We start from the raw sequence: 21,020 nt of genomic DNA, 5'->3' as shown, positions 1-21,020 counted from the left end.
GTATCCCCCACATCAGTCCCCGTTCCCCCCACAACCCCCGAACCCGGGTCCGCCTGACCCGCAATTCTGAGATGCCCGAATGATCAGCCTGGTGGCGGGTCTGGTCTTGGCCGCCGTATTCATCGCCGCGGTGGTGCTGTCCACCACACGCGGCCCCGAACCCACCTCCGCATCCAAGCCCGAGCCGTTCCCCAGTCCCGACCTTGAGTCCGAGTGCATCTATGCGATCGGCAACTGGGGAGATGAGCTCATCGAGTCACCGCCTACGGCGGCACACGACTGCCCAAGCCCGACGACCTCGGAGCGGGCACCGTCGAGGCCCATATCTCTGAACAGATTCAGTACGACATCATGGTTTACGCGGGCAACATGCACACCTCACCGGATTTCGCTCAGGAGTACTACGACACGGCGGTGTCCACCATTGCCACCGAATGCGGCAACGCGTACTGACACGCCTCCAGCGGGGCATCTGTAAACATCTTCCACTCGAACCCTGTTCCCTCAGGACCATGGCCCGGTTGATCGGGGTCGGGGCGCAGGGGCAGCGCTTCACCCCGACCAGACATCTCCGTCTCGAAAAGACCTTCAGACACATGCGCCTGTACCTTTCACTCGCCGCCGCGGCTCTCCTGGCGACGGCGTGCACACCACCCCCTCCGCAAGCCCCGAGCCCGAGTACTGCGACGGATCATGCCGACCGGCCTTCACCCGAGCCCTCATCATCGGCGGAGAGTTCCGAAGCGCCGCCCGTGGAAGATTCCGGCTACGAGTTCCCCTTCGATCAGGAGGAGCTCGACGAACGACAGGCGCATACGTACACCTTCATGCTGACCGCCTGGGACATGCCCGATGGGGCCGAGGCACGCCGGGTGGTCTGCGCCGAGGGCACAGCCAACGGATACACGTACGTCGCCGAGAGCTTCGCGGAGAGCCATGCCCAGAGCGACATCAAAACCGACCACACGTTGGACGTCGCCCTCGCCGCATCGATGATCGAAACCTTCTGCTCGAGTATGTGAGTCGCGCATGTCCGCGGGCGTCTCCTGAGAACCTGACCACCGGGGCACTGGGGCACTGGGGCCGGAGGTACCCGCACCGGACGATACGCAGACCCCTCCGCCCACCCGGTGTGCCTACGGACCGCAGTACCGCCAGTGGCGCCTCGTGCCGGGTGCGGTGTGTCCCTTCCCGGTCAGGGGCCCGGGCCGGAAAGGGACACACAGCGCTCTCACCCCGCCGGGCGGATCACCCCGCCTTCCTCGACCAGCACACCTTTGGAAAGCAGCGTCTCCAGGTCCTCCTCGAAGGCCTGGGTGATGTCCTTACCGCTGCGCTTCCACTCGAAGACCTCCCTCATCGAACGCAGCAGGTCTTTCCGGAAGATCCGCATGGAGTCCTGCACCAACAGGCGCAGCGCCTCCTGCCGTTCCACCGGGGGAACCTCGCTGACCTTCCGCTGGGCCATCTCGGTCGGCCGCCTGACGCTGACCTCGCTTTCGGGCCGCCAGATTGTGTCCCCGTCGCGCCGCAGAAACCCTTCGTTCACGAGAAACTCGAGAGTCGCGTCGAAATTAGCCCGGATCGTCCTCCCCAGCCGGTCACCGGCGCCCCACCAGTCGAAGACCCGCCGGTACAGCCAGCTGATCTCCACCGGACTTTCGTCCTCGGCGACCTGTACGAGCATGCCTGCGATGTGCGGCCTCGCCTCCGGGTCCCTCAGTTCGTACGCGTACGCCTCCCCGGGCAGCGGGTAGTTGTGTATGACGTAGTCGTGCAGCCACTGGGGTCGCTTGCTGCTGGCCCGGTCGGCGAGCCAGGGCCGCAGATGCTCCTTCGGTACGGTGACCAGGCGCTGGTCCTCACTCGTGTCCGACTGTTCGTCCAGCTCGGCCTCGTCCTTCGCGGACGGGGTCGAATCCTTCCGCTCGGGCCGTTCCCGGTCCACGGCCTCCTCCAGCACCTCGCGCAGACGCTGTTCGGCCCGGGCCCGGTCGCGGTACCAGTCGGTGCCCCAGATCCGGTGGAGCCGCCACCCCAGCCCCGTGAGGACCCCGTCCCGCAGCCGGTCACGGTCGCGGGCGACCTTGGAGGAGTGGTACATGGCCCCGTCACACTCGACGCCGAGCACGTACCGCCCCGGAAGGTCGGGATGGCGCACGCCGAGGTCGATGCGGTAGCCGGCCACGCCGACCTGGGGTTGGACCTCGTACCCCCAGTCGCGTAGCACCGTCAGGACGGAGTCCTCGAAGGGGCTCTCGGTCGGCACGTCCTCGTCGTGGTCCCCGACGGGCTGCGCTTCCAGAGACACAGGGCCCTGTTCGGCGTAGCGGAGGTACTCGCACAGCCTCCGCAGTCCTTCGGCGTCGTCCGGACCGGCTCTGAGCTGGTCGGCGGAGAAGGAGCAGACCACCTCCACCCGCCGCTTGGCCCGAGTGATGGCGACGTTGAGCCGACGGTGACCGTCGGCCCTGTTGAGCGGTCCGAAGTTCTTGCGGATACGCCCGTCCGCCGCGGGCCCGTAGCCCACGGAGAGGATGATGACGTCGCGCTCGTCACCCTGGACCGTCTCCAGGTTCTTGACGAAGAACCCGCCGAGGCGGTCCCCCTCCACCAGGTGGCGGTACCCGGGGTACCGTTCGAGCGCCTTGTCCACCGCCGCCTCGATGGCGTTGGCCTGCTCCCGGGACATGGCGACGACCCCGAGGGTCTGGCCGGGGCGCCTCCTGAAGTGGTGAATGACCCGCTCGGCGACCTCGTCCGCCTCGACCCGGTTGTTGCGCGCCCCGCCCCGGTCGTAGACGCCGTCGACCCCGAAGTAGGCGACCCCGGTGTTCTCGTCCTTCAGACGCGCCCCGGGGAAGGTGATGAGCTCGTTGTCGTAGAACTTCCGGTTGCTGAAGGCGATCAGGTCCTCGTGGCGGCTGCGGTAGTGCCAGCGCAGCGGGATGTCGCGCATCCGCCCGCTGGCCTTGCACATGTCCAGGAGCGACTCGTAGCTCTCCTGCTGGTCCTCCTCCCACTCGTCATCGGTGGAGACCCGGTCGAAGAAGCCGGTAGGTGGCAGCTGCTTCTGGTCCCCGGCCACGATCAACGACCGGCCCCGGTACACACAGTTGATCGCGTCGGCCGGTTTGACCTGGGATGCCTCGTCGAAGACGACCACGTCGAACCTGATGTCCGAGGGCAGGAACATGCTCACGGTCAGCGGGCTCATCATGAGGCATGGGGTGAGGAGCTGAGCCTCCCACGTCGCCTCCTCCATGAGCCTGCGGACCGGCATGTGGCGCCTCTTCTTCTCCGCCTCACGGCGGATCGTGCCCAACCCGGGGGAGTAGGAGCCCACGGGCAGCCTGCGCTCGGACCACTGGTTCAGGGCCTGCTGCCTCGCCCAGGTGTGGAGCTGACGGTCACGGCGCCGGAACTCCAGCACCTCGTCGTCCCGGACGGGGCCGGGCTCCCTGCGCACACGGTCGTCCTCACGCAGGCGGCCGTCGGTCCAGGCGCGCAGGACCGCGTGTTCCACCGTGTCGGGCCAGTGCCGGGGATCGCCCTGGGAACCGATGTACCGCTCCAGGAGCGGCCCGAGCCCGTGGGACTCCATGGCCCGCTGACCGGCCAGGGCCGTACTCCAGCGGTCCAGGGACGAGACGTCCTCACGCAGGGAGAACAGAATTCGTTCGGCTTCGGCCAGATCGCCGGAGAGCCGCCCGGCCATCACCGGCCGGGCCAGGTCGTCGAAGAGCGCGGTGAAAGCCTCGGCCGCCTTCTCCCAGTCGGTGACGGCCTGGCTGAGTTCGGCGGGGTCACACCTGAACCTCATGGCCGGCACGGCCTCTTCGGGCCACCCCGGATCGGAGGTTCCGGCCGCGTCGGAGACGAGTTCCCGGACACGGCGGGACCAGACCAACGCGTTCTGAAAAGTCTCTCCCAGGTTCTCCTCCACCTGGTAGAGGGGGCCCAGGAGCGCTCGGTCCGCCCTCTCCCACTGTTCCCGTTCTGCCTCTGCCATGGCCCGGTAGCGCGCGAGAGCGATGTCTTCCCCGGCGTCGGTGACGGTCACGTACCGGCCGGTGGCGTCCCGGAACCGCCGCAGGAGACCGCGGACCCGTTCCAACCGTTTCCGGGCCTGTTCCAACCAGGCCAGCGCCCCGGCGGGTGGCAGACCAGGGGCCAGGCCGGATCCCTCCGGAAGGGCCTGGGCCGCTTCGGGCCAGCCGGACAAGGTGCGGCAGACCTGTTCCAGTCCTTCCCGTAGGTCGGTGAGTTCGCCGTACCCGAGGAAGCGGGCGAGTGCCTCCCGCTCCTCCGAGTCCAGTTCCCTCCGGCACAGACCAGCCCGCTCCAGGGCTGCCCCGACCGTCCCGGAATCGGTCTCCTCACCGCACCAGTACTGGCCGAAGGCCTGGACGAACGACGCCTCCTGGCTCCACAGGGCCTGATGGTCCTCATGCCAGCGTTGGGCGTCGGCGATCCGGTCGAGGACGGTGTCGTCCCACAGGCCGGTGTGGGTGAGCGCTGCGGCCAGGGAACGGTCCCGGTGGCAGGCCCGGCCCAGGGTCCCGTGGGCCCTCTCCTCGTCCAGCTCCGTGACGCGTGCCAGTTCACGCAGCGATTCGATCCCCGGGACGTCAACGCAGTCCGTTCCCAGGACGGGTCCGGTCACGTAGTTCAGTTCGCGGGAGGCCCGTTCGGCCCAGTCCAGGTCCTGTTCCAGGTCCGTGCGCGTCTTCTCTGCGAGCAGACCACGGTAGGAGCCCAGAGACCGGTGATCGGCCTCCTCATGGGCGTACTGTTCCTCGTGTGTGCTCCGGGCCCGCAGCGCGTGTTCACGGATGTCGCGTGCCCTGCCCGTGGTCACGGGCGCACCGACGACGGGGGTGATCGCGTCGATCAGAGCGGCGTCGGCGGTCAGCCGGTCCGCGGCCGACACGAGCCAGGCGGTGGCCTGTTCCAGTGGGAGTTCGAACAGGTCGGCCTCCGCTGGAAGGAGCTGTCGGGCCGTCTCCTCCCAAGGAGCCAGTTCGTCGAGCGCGGTACGCGCCGCGGCAACGAGCCCGGGGTCCAGGGGCTGGTCCTGATGGAGGAAACGCCGCAGGCCGCTGCGTTCGGCCTCCGACACCAGGTCCCTGAGCAGACCCGCGGCCGCCAGTGCGGCCCGCGCGGAGGCGAAGTCCGTGTCCTCTCCCCGCCAGTGGGAGCCGAGAAGGTCCTGGTAGCCGGCGGAGTCGTCCGTCAACCGCTGGTGGGCGCACTGCCACCGAATGGCCTCGTGCAGGCGTTCGGGCACACGCTTGTCCCAGGAACCGCTCACCGTCAGCCCGGACACCAGTCGCTTGTCCTCCCGGAAGGCGGAGCCGAGGATTCTGTCGAGGCGACCGTAGCCAGCGAGGCGCCCGTTCAACTCCTCCAGTCCTTCCTGGTCCAGGACCTGGGACCCGAACAGATCGGAGGCGGCCTCACGGGCCTGGACGAGCTCGGTGACGGCCTCTTCCGCGTTCTCCAGTGACACCTGAGCCGACCGGGCGGTCTCCTCACCTAGCCAGGCGGGCAGGGGCCGTGCCTGCGGTCCCAGGCCGACCGCGGCCTCCAGGAACGCACGCACCTGGTGGGGGTGCTCGGGCCGGGGGCAACCGAGGGCCTGGGCGGCCGTGTCCGAGGCCGTGGTCACCTCGCGAAGCCGTGTAGACCAGGTTTCGAAGAACTGGGCGTCGGTACGGGCCCGCTCCACCGGAGCCTCGGTGTCCAGCCCGGCGATCGCCGTGGTGGGGTCGGTTTCGTCGAAGTCGGGCAGCTCCTGCCAGGGCAGGTCGGTGAACCGGCGCAGGCCGTCGACGGCCGTGTGGTGTGCGTGCCAGCGTTCCCATGCCGCGAGCGCCGGTCGACGCACGAGGGCGTCGAAGTCGCGTTGGGCGAGCCAGTGCGCGGGCACCTCGGAACGTTCGGTGACCAGCCGGCCGGTGTACTGCCAGACCTGTAGTCGGCGCACCAGGGCTGGGAGGTCCTGCTGCTCCAGGACACCGCTGTGGAACAGGTCCTGTGCCCGGGCCCGGCTCTCACGCAACCGGTCGCGGTGGTCCTCGAAGGCGGAGAGAAGGTGACGCACCTGTTCCGGAACCGTCTCGACCATCCAGTGCGGGAGCGGATGGGGACCCGAGGAGATCTTCGCGAGCACCGAGGCGACCAGCAGCGCCGAGGCGTGGTCCGTCGGCTCGGGTAGGCCGGTGCGGCGTACGGCCTCGTCCAGGGTCTGGGCGGCCTGGGTCATGCTCTGGGTCCAGGTCGAGCACAGTCCCAGTCCGCGGTCGGTCCGTTCCTCCGTCCAAGGGGCAAGTGCGGCGGTCTCCCCGCTCTGCTCGGAGGCCGCGTCGGTGTCCAGTTCGTCCAGGGTGGGCAGGTCCTTGACCAAGCGCCAGTCGAACTCGGTCCTTGTGCGCAGCCAGGCCAGGTCGGTGAGACGTTCCACGGTCTCGGCGGCTTGGGGAACGACAGCCGTGTCGAAGTCGGCGTCCACCAGCCAGTGCGCGGGAACGTCGTCGCGCTCGGCCAGGGCCTCCAGCAAGGTCACCCACCGGCGGGCGTCCGCCGGCTCGGAGGGGTGCTCTCCGCCGGTGAGCCGCCGCAGTGTGCCGTGGTGCCGGTCGAGCTCGTTGAGTGAGGTGAGCGCCCCCGTCAGTGCCTCGTAGGCCTCCTCGGCCCGCTGGATCCCGTTCCACGGGGAGTTCTCCGGGGAGGTCAACAGGTCCCACACGTGCGTCATGGAAAGGGCCGTGCCGAGAATCCGCTCACGCGCCTGGCGTGTGAAGAGGTCGGGATCCGGGGTGACCATGCCCAGCTCGGTGTCGGAGGGAAGACGCCCGGCGAGCAGGGAGACCCGCCCCATGGCCTGGTTGAGGGACAGGCCGACCTGGGGATCGACCTCGTTGACCGCTTCGGCGTGGCCGGAGAGGCGCTCGCGAATGGCGCGGGCCTTGTCACGCTCCTCCGACAGGTTCACCGGCAGGGGGCGGACGTCGGCGTGGAGGGAGGCTTCGAGGGCCTTGGCCACCGCCCCTCCCCTGGTCTTGCCGTCGTGCAGGGACAGAGCCGCGATGTCGACGCCGATATCGACCAGGCGGGACTGGACCACCTCCAGAGCCGCGGCCTTCTCACTGACGAACAGGACCGTACGTCCAGCCCCGATGAGGGCGGAGATGACGTTGGCGATGGTCTGGCTCTTACCCGTGCCCGGAGGACCGTCCAAGACGAAGCTTCGGCCGTCCAGGGCCGCGGCCACCGCACGCCTCTGGTAGGCGTCCGCCTCAAGGACCAGGGGGGCGGTTTCCGGTGCCTGGGCCTGGTCCAGCCGCTCCAGGGACGGGAGTTCGTACTCCAGGGTCTCGGAGTCGACGCGGGCCCCGGGCTCGGAGGCGATGGCCTGGATGACCGGGTGGTCGAGGATCGCCTCCTCGTTGTCCTCCAGGTCCCGGTACATCGTCTCCTTGTGGAAGGTGAAGAGGGCCAGGACCACCTTTTCCTCAACCGACCAGGTGCGCTGTTCGGACACACATGAGCGGACCGCCTCGATGAGCTGGTCCGGCTCGTCCAGGGGGACGCTCTCGACGGGGCCCCAGTCGATCCCGAACTCCTGGAGCTTGATACCCAGTGCGGGGTTGAGCAGGGACTCCGCGGCGTTGGAGGCGCACAGACGGAACCGGCCGCGGTCGGTCAGGTCCAGTTCGACCGGGACGAGCAGCAGTGGCGCCTCGGAGCACTCCTGTTCGTTCGGGCCCTTCCATCGGAGGAAGCCGACACCGAGGTAGAGGACCCAGATGCCGGTCTCCGTCTCGGTGGTGCGGCTCTGTTTGCGCAGACGTGCCAGCGACTTGTCGAGTTGTTCCTGGTAGGGGCGCTGGGTGACGATTCCCGTGCGTGGCCCCCGTTTGGAGGCGGCCTGGGTGCTCTCTTCGCCTTCCCCCTCGTCGTCGTCCTCGCTCTTCTGTGAGGGGAGCTGGACGAACTCAAGTCCCCGGGACAGCCGGTTGAGAAGGTTCGTGTATCCGGGTTCGCGGATATCGAGGGTCGATGCCTTGGTGTGCCGGAAGTTCAGCAGTCTGTTACGTCTGCTCAGGTCGAGGAGCTCCGTACGCCAGAGTTCGAGGCGTGCGCTGAGATCCGTCCTGACCTCGCGGGATTCGCTGTCCATCCGTACCGTCTTCTCACTTGTCTTCTTCTCACCGAGCCCCCACCAGAACATCCGGATGGGAGCTTGGCTGACGCGGTCAATACATCCGTGCCACGCACTGCCGGGAAGGACACACGTCACAGTGGTGACGCTGGGCCGCCCGCAGCCGTTGACCACGTGAAAGAAACGAGCAGGTCACAAACCGGAACCAAGCACCTCGAAGTCCCCATGCTCTTCGACCTGAGCATCGAAAACCATGAGCGGCACAGCTTTCAACCCGCTCTCATCACTGTCTCGGCCTACTCCTGGACGAGATGGTGGAGGACCTCCATCGCCCCTGGAACGTCGACGGACCGGTCGGCGTGGGCCTGGTCCAGCAGGGCCCGTGGCAGGTAGCGGTCGTACTTGTCGACGTACTTGCCGGTCGCCTCGGCCGCGAGTTCCAGGGGTTCGGGAGGTTCCCGGGCCACCAGCCTCCGGGCCGTCTCCGTCAGGTGTTCGGGGCTCGTCCCATGGACGATCACCACCCCGTTCGCGGTCTCGGCCCTGAGCCCGTAGCGGCCGAGCAGATGGCACAGAGTGGCCACCACCGCGTCGCTCCGCCAGGGGAACAGGAGCAGATCCTCTCCCACCGGGAGCACGGAGGAACCGTTCAGTCCCGAGGTCCGGAAGGCGTCCCGGGCCTCCTCCAGCAGGATCGAGGCGGCCTCATCGAGGTAGGCGGGGCTGTCGTCCCCCGTGTAGATCCGGAGCATACGCTGGCGGACCCCGTCGCTGACCGGGGCGGCCGAACCGGAGAACCCCGGCGGTACCCCGGTGCCCGGCGCGGGCTTGACCAGGAGCCGGGACTCGTCATGGTGCACCTCGACGACCCGCCAGGTCCTGCCGCCGAAGGCCAGCAGGGTCCCCGCGGTGACGGACGGGCCCACCGGCATCGTGCCGATGCGGTTGCCCGACGCCACGACCTGGAACTCCTCCGTGGTGTCGAAGGCGGCGTAGAACGTGTAGTGGTTCATCAGCCGCTCCCCCAGCTTTCCGGGAAGCAGCAGCCCGCTGCTCCGTTCCTGGGTGAGGAGCTCGTGCTCGCCCATGCTCCGCAGGAGGTCGGCGAAGGCTTGCGGGCTGACCCGGGGAAAGACACCCGAAGCGCACAGCAGGGAGTACAGGCGGTCGGCGGTGGCACCGCTGAACTGCGCCAGCAGGGCGAGGACCTGTTGCACGAGGGTGGAGTGGTTCGGGGTGTCGAGTCCCGGCGGCTCGTACCAGCGTTCCAGGAGCAGGTTCACCGTGGCCGCCGCTTGCACCAGCCCCAGGCGCAGCGTCTCCACGAGGGTCTCCGGAGAACTCTGTTCGGTCACGTACACTAGGAGCCGGGCCTTGGCATCGCCCCGGCCGGAACGGCCCAGGCGCTGGCGCAGCCCCGCCACGGAGGCGGGTATCCCGATCTGGACGACCGTGTCCACCCACCCCACGTCGATGCCCAGCTCCAGGGTGGAGGTGCACACGACCGTGGCCGGGGAGGACCTCTGCCGCAGGCGTTCCTCGGCGTGTGTGCGCAGTTCGGCCGAGAGCGACCCGTGGTGGGGCAGGAACGGGTCGGGGAGGCGGTCCCGCTCCGCCCGCTTCGACAGCAGCCCGCTGTACGCCTCGACCTCCGCCCTGGAGTTGGCGAAGACCATGTTGTGGCCGTTCCTGGAGTACCGGTACAGGTGGTCGGCCACGTCCGTGCAGGCCGCCGCCTGGTCGGCGTTTCCGGCCAGGTCGTCCACGTAGCCGCGAACCTGGAGTTCGACCTGTTTACCCGCTCCGGTGTCCTGGATGACCACGACCCGGTCGCCGCCGCCCGGCCGCAGGTATTCAGCCGCGTGGGCGAGGTCGGCCAGGGTCGCCGAGAGGCCGATCCTGGCGGCCCGGTGTCCCGCGGCGTGTTCGAGCCGGTGTATGAGCGAGCGGAGCTGGGCGCCTCGGTTGGTGCCCAGGAAGGCGTGGAGTTCGTCGACGACGATGTACGACAGTTCCGCGAAGAGCTCCGGGGCGGTAGAGCCGTTGAGGACGAGCATGGCCTCCAACGACTCCGGAGTGATCAGCAGGATCCCCGAAGGAGACTCACGGAAGCGGGTCTTGCGGGCGGCCGCCACGTCCCCGTGCCAGGGGGTGACCGGCACGCCCAGCCGGGAGCACAGACCACTGATCCTGCGGTACTGGTCGTTGATCAACGCCTTGAGCGGACTGACGTAGACCGCCTGGATGCCCGTGTCCTTTCCCGCCCGCTTCCGTTCCACCAGAGCGGAGCAGACGGGGAGGAAGGCGGCCTCGGTCTTGCCCCCGGCCGTGGCCGCGGTGATGACGACGTCGGTGTCCGCGCTCAGGACGGGGTCGATGGCCTGTTCCTGGACCGGGCGCAGTGCGTCCCAGCGCTGTTCCCACACCCAGCGCTGCACCTCCCGGTCCAGGAGCGCGAACCCGCCCGTCTCACAGCTGGAAGGTGGCGAGGGGCGCTGCGTCATTGCTGACGTCGTCCTCCTTCTTCAGGGGCTCCAGGTCCGGGTTGACCTCCTCGGTGATGTCCACCCTTTCGAGGAGTACGCGCCAGTCAGCGTTGCGGTTCTGGGCCAGGACGTCCATCAGGCCGATGAACTCCTTGAGGGTGGAGCGGGGCGTACGGAAGTAGGCGTCCCCGACTCGGCCCGCGCAGTGCTTCATGAACGCCTCGACGGCCTCCTCACCGAAGTCGGGCAGATCGTTGCCGCAACTGGTGTAGACGACGCGGACCTTGCGCAGGAGCTCGTAGAAGTGCTCCTGGGTGAAGCCGCTCAGCCGCATGACGGGGCCGTTGTAGTCGACAAGGCCGTCCCTGGCGAAGGGGTTCTCACGCAGACGGGACCTGAGGGCCTCGTAGGAGTACAGGCCGCGGTGTTCGTCGGTGAGGAAGTCCAGCGTACCGCCGAACAGGAAACCGAGGTGGGGAGCCTGCCCCTGCTGGGTGTCGTTGACGATGTTGAGGATCTGCTCGTAGTTGGCGGTCCGGGAGCCCTTGTGCGAGAGCTTGTAGAGGTTGACCAGCTCGTCCAGGCAGACCAGCAGGCCCTTGTACCCGGCCATGGTGACGAACACGGCCATGAGCTTGAGGTAGTCGAAGACCGTGCGGTCCTCGATGATCTCCCGGACGCCCAGGAGCGTACGCGCCTCGGTCTTGACCGCGTACTCGGCCTGCAGCCAGCGCAGGGCGGCCTCACGGACCTCCTCATCACCCTGTTCGTGTGCGCTCCAGTAGGCCTCGACGACCTTGGCGAACGTGGGCCCGCCGGAGTGCGCCCCCAGGGCCTGGAGACGCTCGCGCAGTACGGTGAGGACCGGTCGGCCCGCTGACTCCGCCTCGGCCTTGACCGTCGTGACGAACTTCTCCACCACGGTGGCCAGGGCCTTCTCGGGCTTTCCCTTGACCGCCATGCTCGTGATGAGCGCGGAGTAGAGCCTGCGGGCCCGGTGCTGGGTGCCCTGGAGCCGCCGATCGGGGGTCAGGTCGGCCTTCACGGTGACCAGTTTCTTCTCCTGGGCCATCTGGCAGACCAGGTGCAGGAAGAAGGTCTTGCCCGAGCCGTAGTCGCCGATGACGAACCGTGTGGTGCCCTCGCCCGCGCGGATCTGGCCGATGCTGTAGGCGAGTGCCTCGATCTCCTCCGCCCGGCCCACCTGGATGAGACGCGATCCCTTCAGGGGTACGACTCCGGAGCGCAGGGCGTCCATGAGCGGGTCCCTCTCCTTGGAGAAGATCCTCGGGGAGGGTGGGGAGGACGGGGTCTGGGTCACGCGGTCATCTCCTCTGCTCGTTCGGTGTGCACCACGATGGTGTCGCCCTGCTCATCGAGTACGTCTGCCTTGGCCAGGCTCTTGGCCGCCCTGTTGAGGTTGTGGACGGCTTCGATCTTGCTCACTCCGTACCAGGCGGCCAGGCGGGAGAAGTCGGCGCCGTCCCACTCCGGGCGGGTACGCGTATCGGCCAGCAGCCGGGCGTAGGTGTCGGGAAGGCTCCTGACATTGCGGAGTGGTGCCTCCCTGTGCCGGGTGGACCGTTGAGGATCCCGTGTGGCGCCGAAGGCGCCGGGGTCGGAGGGAGCGGGAGCGATCCCCCGGTAGCTCAACCGCAGTCGGAGGACGGCTTCGAGGCCCAGCCCCTGGTGAACCGCGAGCAGGAACTCCACCTGGTCCGGAGAGGGGGGACCACCGGCGTCCAGCACGTCCAGGAGGAAGTCTCCGGCCCGCTCGCGCCGGCGCAGGCTCAGGCCCACGAGAGCCTGGACCAGAGCGGCCGGTTCCCGGCCCTGCTCCCTCTCCATGGCGTGTACTCCCAGAATCCGCTGTCCGTAAAGATCGAGTCCGGCCAGTTCCTCGGTGCCGCGCATAATCGCGAGGCGGTGATCAGCGGTGACCTCACCGGAGTGGCGCGCGGTCTCCAGCGCCAGACGCGCCCAGGCCAGGGCGTGTGCGTTCGAGGGTTGGGATTCCTGCCTGCGCTGAGGAGCCCTCGGTGTCTCTGCGCTGGAGGGGACGGGCTGCTGTCGTCGGGCGGGCTCTGCGGCCAGACCACGTACCCGGTCGAGGAGTGCGTCGGGCGGAGCGACACCGGCGAGGTCCTTGACCCCCCGCAGTGGCACCTCCACCTTTTCCAGGCCCGGGCATCCGGGCTGGTAGGGCAGAACCAGCTCAGGCAAGCTGTCGGGAACCACGAGGTCCATGCGCCGAGGCAGGGATGTCCTGGCCAGGCGTGCTCGGGCATGTTCCCGGAACGCTTCCGGATTCTGCGGCCGCAGGTGGTGCGCGATCCACTCCAGGGCCCACTCGGCGGGAAGCGGCGCCTTGTCCCTGACCATGGTGCCCAGACCGCGAAGGAACTCGAACGATGGTTTCCCGACGCCGTCGCGGTACCGGGGAGGAGGTCCGGAGACCGGCTTCGCCTTCCCCATAGCCCCTCGGGCCAGACTGAGGAGACCACGTACGTATCCGGTGAACTCCGAGGAATCGCCGAAGGTGACGAGAAGCCGTTCCAACTCCTCCAGTAGGAGGTCCGTGATGTGGGCACGACCGTTTTCGGCGTTCCTGACCAGCTCGACGATGCGACGCTCGATGCCCTGCACGAACAGCCGGGGAAAGGCGAGGGGGATCGACTCCTTCTGACTCCGGTCCTGGAGCCAGAGGAGATAGCGCCCCCGCTGCTCGGGCGTGAGGTCCGGATAACCGGTGACAGGGCCGGATATCTTGCACTGGGGCGTGGTGACCGAGTGCTGAACCTCAAGACTGAGGTCAATGGCCGAAGCATCCTGGAAGTCAGACCCGACGTTCCGAGGAACGGTTCCGTATCCGACGTAGAGCATACCTCCGTGAACGACGGCGGCTCCTACGGCGGTCTGGGTCCCCGGAGCCCTCCAGGTGGACCAGCGGCGCACCGGGGGCTCGTTGGTCGTGGGAACGCTCGTGGCGGTGGAGGCCTCGGAGACAGGAGCGCGCTTCTGGATGGTGGGTACGCGCTCGGGAACCGGGAGGGGTGTGCGCTTCGAAGCCGTCGGTGAGGCGACCGTCTTCGTCGCGGGGGTTTTCGCGTTCCCACCGTCCTTCTGTGTGACGGTGGCACGTGAGCGAGCGGCGGCGCAGTCGGCTGCTGCGGCCTGCGTGAGCTGTTGAAGCGCTTTCAGCGCGGGAAGATGCCCACAGACGTCCTTGGCACCTGCGGTAGGCACAATAAACTCAGGGAAATCCGGATTGGAAGGCTTGTATCTCCACCGCAGTTCCGGCAGGCTTTCCGGCATCCGCATTCCTGAGGGGAAGTGGTTATAGAAGTGTTCCCTGAAAGCAGCATGGAACTTCTCGGAAAAACGCAATCCCAACTCAGGACGAATGCGAGAGTCGTGCACTGCCCAAGCCAGTGCCCAATTGACCGTTATGGGGCGATTTCCAGTGAACCGCCCAAGCCCCAGGAAGAGCGTATCCAGAAGGCGAGGAAGGGACTCACTCACAGAGGGAGGAGCCAGTTTATCCTTCTTATCCATGGCCGACCATTCGAGGACAGACTGAAATACGAGTGCCTTGGCATGGAACCTGCGTACGTAGACGTAGTCCTTGACCAACCTGCGAACCTCAACGAGAATCTCTCGTAGATCTTCCTCATTGCCGCTCCCCTTGCGGAGATCAACCAGAAATCTGCGTTCCATACCTCGCATAAAAAGGAACAGGGAGTTCTCCTGAACCGAGGAAGACCTCCGACTACCAGCCAGCCAATCTAGGAAGTCCGCGCGGCCGTCCGGTGAGAGGTCCGCATAGTTCTTGATCTCTTCCGACGTGCTGACCTTTTTCCCACCAGCCTCCCCCACCGTCAGCAAGGGATTGATTGCCTCTCCCCACCCCGCTCTTTCTCCCGGATTACCGTAGTAGAACATGCCGCCGGAAAGGGAGCGCCCGTGCACACGGATGACCTCAACCCTGCTGACCCAGCGTGGTGCTTGCGTCTTGGCTGTACGTGCGGGAGCAGGAGGTTCTGACCTGTTTTCTGCGGGCGTGACAGGCGAAGGAGGCTGTGTCGGCTGCGGCTTCCTCTCAGCCGGAGGCAGGAATGAGAGATCCAGTTCCTCCAGGACCTCGGAGTCGATGGTGAGAAGGTCGTCCTCCGCCTCAACGAGCTCTGTGTCGCACTGCTCGACGGCGAACTCGTTGATCGCGGCCAATGCGGCGTCAAGCATCAGTCCCCGGACACGGGCCCTGTCCTTGGCCTCGCTACGGGGCCACGTTCGACGCTTGACGAGTTCGGCCAGCAGCGCGGCCACCGCTGGCTCCAGCACAGAGGACTCCTCCGCGTCGCCCTGGTCGTCCTCCTCGGGTTGAGTCAGGGCGGAGGCGGGGATTGCGGTGTGCTCCTCGGACTCGTCACCGTCCCAGAAGGCGGCGAGCAATCTGTCAGCCGCCTGGCTGTCAGCCTGGACCTTGGCCAACCGTTCCCGGTCCAGGAAGTCATCACCAGGCGCGGGCGCGGCAGAGGTCGGGGGAACCGGATCCGCAGGAGGGGAGGGAGGACGTGTGGGCACCGTTTTCGTAGCAGGGGGAAGAAACGTGGGCACTGGGGCCACCGCTGGTTCTGTCTTCTCAGGCGGTGGGACCGAAACAGATCCGTAGTGCACCGGAGCCCAGTCAGGGTTGACCGGGTGGTACGTCTTCTGACCCGCCCCCGCTTCTCCACCGATCTTCCACGGCTCCGACTTACCGGCGGAGAGGTGGTCGACCAAGGACAGGAACCGTACGGCCCGCTCGGCGAAGAACTTCAGGAAACCGTAACGGTTCGCCAGTCTGTGAACCTCCGCGCGGATGACTCGGAGTTCCTCGATCTGGCCCGTCGTTCCGTCCGCCAGCCGGAGCGCCCTCCGTTCCAGACCGGACAGGTAGATGAGGACAAAGGTGGGTTCGACGTCCCGATCGCTCCTGCCGTTGGCCAACCAGTGCAGGTACGCGGCTCGGGCTCCCCAGTTGAGCCGACGGTAGGCAACAGGTTTGTCCAACGGAAGCTTCATCCCGGCCGTGGACTTCTGGAGCGTACCGATGTGGAGATCGCGATCGATCAGGGACACCTCGGTGTCGCCGGACGTCTTGCTGTCTCCGACATAGATCAGTCCGCCCCGGATCCGTACCCCCTGGACCTCGACGAGGGCCATGGGAGGGCACCACAGAATCCCGCTGGCCCCTCCCTCGCGGATCGGTGATCGAGTGTCCCAGCTTGAGGACGTGACCCTGGACGAGGAAGAACGCACCCGACCCCCAACACACTTGTACACATGGAATGACGTGCAGACGCCCCTGAGGGGCCCGAGCAGTCTGCTTCTGCCTCTGGAGGTCTCGGAGGAAGGAACTCACGAAGTACCAGCAGGTCTGACCGTTATCTCTTCACCGTGAACACGAGAAGGCGCTCCACGAGGGGACGAAGAGCACTTACGGAAAGTTTACATAGGCGCGTCGATCACCCTGGCCGGAGGGGTTTCAGGAGGGTATCGTCTCCGCGTGCTCCGCATCCACGGTCAGCACGATCCCGAGTTCCGCATTGATCCGGTCGACCAGGCTCTCCCACTCCCCCACTGACATCACCGCGACGGGGCGCCCCCCGACCTCGACGCTTCGCCCACCCGAGAACACGACCCTGAGTGATCGCTGCTCCACGTCGTAGGAGTACTTCGCTCCGACTGCCGCGAACGTCTCGTGCCTCCTCCGCGCGATCCTCTGTCTTCTACGTCTTCTGCGCTCCTGCCTGAACCGGGATGGCACGCCTGCCTTCACCTGGGCGTACGTGCGCTCCCTGTGGCTGGTTCGGTAGTCCACGACGGTGAGCAGATCGGGGCTCACCACGAGAAGGAATCCGGCTTTGGCAAGGCGCACCCACCCGTCCTCGTTGGACGACCACCGACGCTCGTTCACCAGATCCTCGGCAAGAGTACGGATCTGTGCCTCGGCCTGGGCCCCGCCTGTGCCGTGTGCCGCCAGGAACCTGTCGAGGGCCCTGTGTGACACATCGATGGTAGAGGCGTCATAGGAGTCGAGTGGGCACGGAGCGGGATTGACCGGGCAGGAATAGTTGTACGTCCTCTCCACCCCCTCTCCTCGGGAGGGCCTAGCGAAGCCAGGGCAACCGTCCTGACGGCACCATCCGTCGGCGTGGTTCGTGGTGTTGGTGCACCGGGACCCGTCTTCGCCGTAGCGGGCGCAGGCAGGGCGCGGTCGGGCGCCCATGTGCAGGGGGCTTGGCATGTTCACTCCTGGCTCCGGTCGACCTCACCAAGGCCGCGCACACCGCTCTCACTCAACGATGACGTGGCCACCACCTCTCTGGTCACCACCAGAGACATTTCACTTAGGTAATGTTATCATCCAAACCTGCATATCGTGAACTATACCAACCACCTCACCACATCTCCTAAAGGTCATCTTGACTTGAAATAGCCACTCCATTATGGTCCGTGTGACCCTAAAAGGACGAGGCAGGGAATGTATGAGCACGCTCCACGTCCCCCCGACTCGACAAGCCCCTGAGGCTCCGACCGGGGCCACACGCCATCTCTGCGCGGGCGTCTACGTCAACGAGACGTTCCGCGACCTCGTCATCGGCAAGGTGTGCACGGCCCCCTACCGCAGAGCCGCGCCCTCCTACGGCTTCGACCTGGTGCCCGTCATGCGCCATGCCTGGTGGGCGGCCCATCTGGCCGCGCTCCCCCGGCTGACGATCATCGCGGCGTTCGTCCTGCCACTCCTGCTGGGCCACACCGTGGCGTCCGCTCTCGTAGGCTGCGGCATCACGCTCCTGTGGTTACTCCACCGCGCCATCGTCCTGTCCTCCGAGATCGCCCGTTCCGACGACCTCGGGATCAGGAGGAAGGCGAAACAGACGAGGCAGCTTCTCCCCTGGCGTGACTGGAGACGGAGGGAAGAGACCCGGAGGCTCAAACGCATCGGCGTGTTCGCACTGGTCATCACCCTTCTTCTCGCGGCTATGGTCAACGTCTCGCCCGGGCAGGCTCTCATCGCGGCGTATCTGGGCAGCACGGTCGTGGCCACGTCGCTGATCGTGGGAATCGTGCGCCAGCTGAGGATCAACGGAATCCGTACAGCGCCACAGCTACGGCCGGAGCAGCTGTCCCGTCGGGAGTCGGTGGTGGCGGAACAGCAGGAACATCCCTGTGTGGTCTACCGACGGACGGCGCACAAGGGCAACGACGACGAGGAGGCCACCACATTCACACTCTTCGGTGAGGAGTCTCCCTTCATCGGCGCGGGAGAGCTCATCCACCAGTGGAACCCACCCATGAGCATCCAGCTTCTCCGGCCCGGCAGCGATGACCAGCCGCTACACCACCGGGAGCACCACCACCCGACCTTCAAACCCCATGAGCTGGTGGACCACCTCCGGAAGGCCGTCAAGCAACTCCAGACGGATGAGGAGGACGTCCGGCTCCCCGTGGATGTGCGGGATCGCGTGTACATCGCGGAAACGGACGCGTCGATCGACCGAACCCTTCTGAGAGGACCGGTCGGCGACACCGAGATACGCCGGATCGTCAACGGCCAGGACTCCACCCGGCACCACTTCCTCGAGGTGAGCGTTCCCGACGCGGGTTCGGAGTTGGTGGCCACCGTTCTCCTCCAGGTCGACCTGCGGGGTCGCACCCTGATCCTGTCGTTCGCCGCCTGCGCCCTCACGCGCAACCCGGACGGGTTTCGGCAGGTGGAGGAGTTCGGCCAGCACGGCAAGCGCGCCGTCGTGTGGTCGGCGCTCGGAGAGCTGGCCTCTCTCGTCCACGGAACCACGACGATCTGGCGGGTTGTCCGCTACCCCTACCACCTCGTCAAAGCCCTCCTGCTTCCGAAGGACCTCACACTCACCCCGATCCGCAATGTTCGGATCGGGACACACGTCAGCGTCCGCCAGGAGCAGACCCAGGAGTGGAGCAAGGTCCAGCTCGACAAGACCCGCATCCTCGGCCACATGAAGAACGTCGAGCGGCGCCTGCTCACGGCCACGAGCGATTTCCTCCGCTCACGAGATGTCGACGTCTCCGACTTCGACAAGCGCGCCCACACGATCATCAACAGCGGCATCGTCAACCTGGGCGGCAACAACGAGGTCAACAACTCCTCCGTTGGCGACCGGGCCCAGACACACAACACCGGCACTCAGCAGCCTCCCGGCGGAGCCTCACAGAACGGAAGTCCGACATGACTCATGGCAGCCTCCCGTCCACGAACAACGGCATCATCAACATGGGCGGCAACAACCAGACGAGTGGCAACGCGGTCGGGTACGGAGCCTCGGTCGTCAACCACACACCCGCTCCCCAGCGTTCTCCCCGTGGGAAGGCATCCACCGACGAGGGGCCCTCCTGGGATGTCGGTGTGGTCACCATCCTGACCGGGGAGATGAGGGCGGTCATCGACCAGCTTGGACTGGACCAGGCGCGCAAAACAGACGGTCTGCGCTACCACACGAGAGAGGTGGAGGCTGAGGGCGGCCCCTTCAACGTCGTGGCCGCTCGTACCCTCCACCCCGGCCAGCGGTCGGTGATGTCGGCGCTGGAACACATGCGTCGCCATTTCGACCCCGGAGTGTTGGTTCTGGTCGGCATCGGCGGAAGCATCCATCCCCGCTGCGGACGGATCGGCGACGTCGTCGTGTCCACCCGGGTGGTCTACTACGAGTCACGCAAACTCGAGGAAGGCGGGCACGTCCAGTACAGGACCGAGGAGCGGGAGGCGCCGGCCCGCGGACAACGCGCCCTTGACGCCTACTTCATCGACCACGGTGAGCCGGCGATGATCCGGGGACAGGCGGACGGACACCGCAAGCGCACCTTCGAGGTCCACACGGGCCCGATCGCCTCGGGGGAGGCGGTGATCGCCGACCACGGCAGCGAGGTGCGGCACCACTTGAAGGCCGTCAACGACAAGATCCTGGCTGTGGACATGGAGGCGGGTGGTCTCAGCCAGTTCTGGCAGGAGAACTCGGCGGGCTCAGGACACAACCCCGACTGGGTGGTGGTGCGGGGCGTCTCAGACAACGCCGACCGGACCAAGGGGGACGAGGGGCACGGCCTCGCCGCCCACAACGCGGCATTCGTCGTCAGGCAGCTCCTGCCCTATCTGTGCTGACCGGCTCGGGTTCGCTGCCGCACCGGACCGGCGGGGCGGCGGTCCTTCTCCCACTCCGGTGTACTTTCCCCGCTTTCCCGCCCTCCCCTCGGGGCCGCCCACCGCGGGCCGGACCGACCGGATCGCCGCCCTGGGCCGGGGTGCGGTAGCGTCGGGCGCAAAGCCAGCGGGCGGGAGAGCGGGGAGTATGACCGGGGCGCACGGCGGACGTCTCCTGGACGGGCGCTACCAACTCGGCGCGGCGCCGCTCGCGCGCGGCGGAATGGGCCAGGTCTGGGTCGGGCACGACACCCGCCTGGACCGGGAGGTCGCGGTCAAGTTCCTCCGCTTCCCCGACGGCGTGGAGGACACCGACATGGTGCGGCGCTTCCACCGGGAGGCGCGCATCACCGCCGGGCTCCAGCACCCCGGGGTCCCCGCGGTGTTCGACACCGGCACCGAGGACGACCTCCCCTACCTGGTGATGCAGCGCGTCCACGGCATCGGTGTGCACGACCTGGTCGCCGAACAGGAACAGCTCTCGGTGGGATGGGCCTCGTGCGTCGCGGCGCAGGTGTGCTCGGTACTCAGCGTCGCCCACCGGGCCCGACTGGTGCACCGCGACCTGAAGCCGGGCAACCTGATCCTGGAACCCGACGGCGGTGTCAAGGTCCTGGACTTCGGGCTGGCCGTCGCGCTGGGACGGCCCGACATGTCGCAGATCACCCGGACCGGCCACACCCCCGGCACCCCCGCGTACATGGCGCCCGAACAGCTGCTGAGCGGAGAGAGCACGGCGCACAGCGACCTGTACGCGCTCGGATGCGTGCTGCACGAGATGCTCACCGGGCGTCGGGTGTTCTCCGCCTCCACCTCCTTCGGTCTGGCCTCCAAGCAGGTCAACGAGGCTCCCCTGGGTGTGCGGGCGCTGCGCCCGGACGTCCCCCCGGAGGTGTCCGAGGTGGTCGCCGCGCTGTTGGAGAAGAGGCCCGAGGACCGTCCGCGTGACGCCAACGAGGTGTACGGGCGCCTGATCGGCTTCGTCGCCGACCTCGAACCGCTGCCCGGGACGCTGCACCCGCCGTCGCTGCCCAGCCCGCACCGGATGTACGGCACCGCGCTGGGTCGGGTCTTCGGATAGCCGACACACCTCCCCGGCGCCTTGAATCTGGATAACGAGTGGGCAACCCGGGCGCCGTGTGCCCTA

Annotated in this window: 9 protein-coding genes; 4 read left to right on the top strand and 5 right to left on the bottom strand. The window is 67.2% G+C overall.

Going from position 1 to position 21,020, the window contains the following annotated elements:
• Positions 1-512 precede the first annotated feature (512 nt).
• Positions 513-1,022 (top strand): hypothetical protein, encoded by a 510-nt coding sequence (locus AC0T5L_RS05595; RefSeq protein ID WP_476164282.1) that lies wholly within the window; start codon positions 513-515, stop codon positions 1,020-1,022.
• A gap of 209 nt (positions 1,023-1,231) precedes the next feature.
• Here AC0T5L_RS05595 and AC0T5L_RS05590 read toward each other — a convergent pair whose 3' ends face one another.
• The 5 genes from AC0T5L_RS05590 to AC0T5L_RS05570 form a co-directional block, all read right to left on the bottom strand.
• Positions 1,232-8,185 (bottom strand): DUF4011 domain-containing protein, encoded by a 6,954-nt coding sequence (locus AC0T5L_RS05590; RefSeq protein ID WP_476164281.1) that lies wholly within the window; start codon positions 8,183-8,185, stop codon positions 1,232-1,234.
• Between the two features lie 278 nt (positions 8,186-8,463).
• Entirely contained in the window at positions 8,464-10,671 is a 2,208-nt protein-coding gene (locus AC0T5L_RS05585) for a DEAD/DEAH box helicase (protein WP_476164280.1), read from the bottom strand.
• Complete coding sequence (locus tag AC0T5L_RS05580) at positions 10,637-11,974, bottom strand: ATP-binding protein (protein ID WP_476164279.1); 1,338 nt, start codon at positions 11,972-11,974, stop codon at positions 10,637-10,639. Before AC0T5L_RS05580 ends, AC0T5L_RS05585 begins: the two co-directional genes overlap by 35 nt.
• The gene (locus tag AC0T5L_RS05575; RefSeq protein ID WP_476164278.1) at positions 11,971-15,858 is read right to left on the bottom strand and encodes a TerB N-terminal domain-containing protein; all 3,888 of its coding nucleotides are present in this window, start codon (positions 15,856-15,858) and stop codon (positions 11,971-11,973) included. Before AC0T5L_RS05575 ends, AC0T5L_RS05580 begins: the two co-directional genes overlap by 4 nt.
• Before the next feature lie 322 nt (positions 15,859-16,180).
• On the bottom strand, positions 16,181-16,786 hold the full coding sequence (locus AC0T5L_RS05570; protein WP_476164277.1) for a hypothetical protein: 606 nt from the start codon (positions 16,784-16,786) through the stop codon (positions 16,181-16,183).
• Between the two features lie 397 nt (positions 16,787-17,183).
• Here AC0T5L_RS05570 and AC0T5L_RS05565 point away from each other — a divergent pair, with 397 nt between their 5' ends.
• The 3 genes from AC0T5L_RS05565 (at position 17,184) to AC0T5L_RS05555 (ending at position 20,954) form a co-directional block, all read left to right on the top strand.
• A complete protein-coding gene (locus AC0T5L_RS05565) occupies positions 17,184-18,908 on the top strand; it encodes a hypothetical protein (protein WP_476164276.1) in 1,725 nt (574 codons plus the stop codon).
• A complete protein-coding gene (locus tag AC0T5L_RS05560; protein ID WP_476164275.1) occupies positions 18,905-19,834 on the top strand; it encodes a 5'-methylthioadenosine/S-adenosylhomocysteine nucleosidase family protein in 930 nt (309 codons plus the stop codon). Before AC0T5L_RS05565 ends, AC0T5L_RS05560 begins: the two co-directional genes overlap by 4 nt.
• A 187-nt stretch (positions 19,835-20,021) precedes the next feature.
• Positions 20,022-20,954 carry a serine/threonine-protein kinase gene (locus AC0T5L_RS05555; protein ID WP_476164274.1) on the top strand — a complete coding sequence of 311 codons (933 nt, stop codon included), beginning with the start codon at positions 20,022-20,024 and terminating at the stop codon, positions 20,952-20,954.
• The last annotated feature ends 66 nt before the right edge of the window (positions 20,955-21,020 follow it).

Source organism: Nocardiopsis sp. TRM 82005 (genome assembly GCF_056312425.1).
Note: the sequence above shows the minus strand (reverse complement) of the source record. Positions and strands in the feature narration are given on the sequence as shown.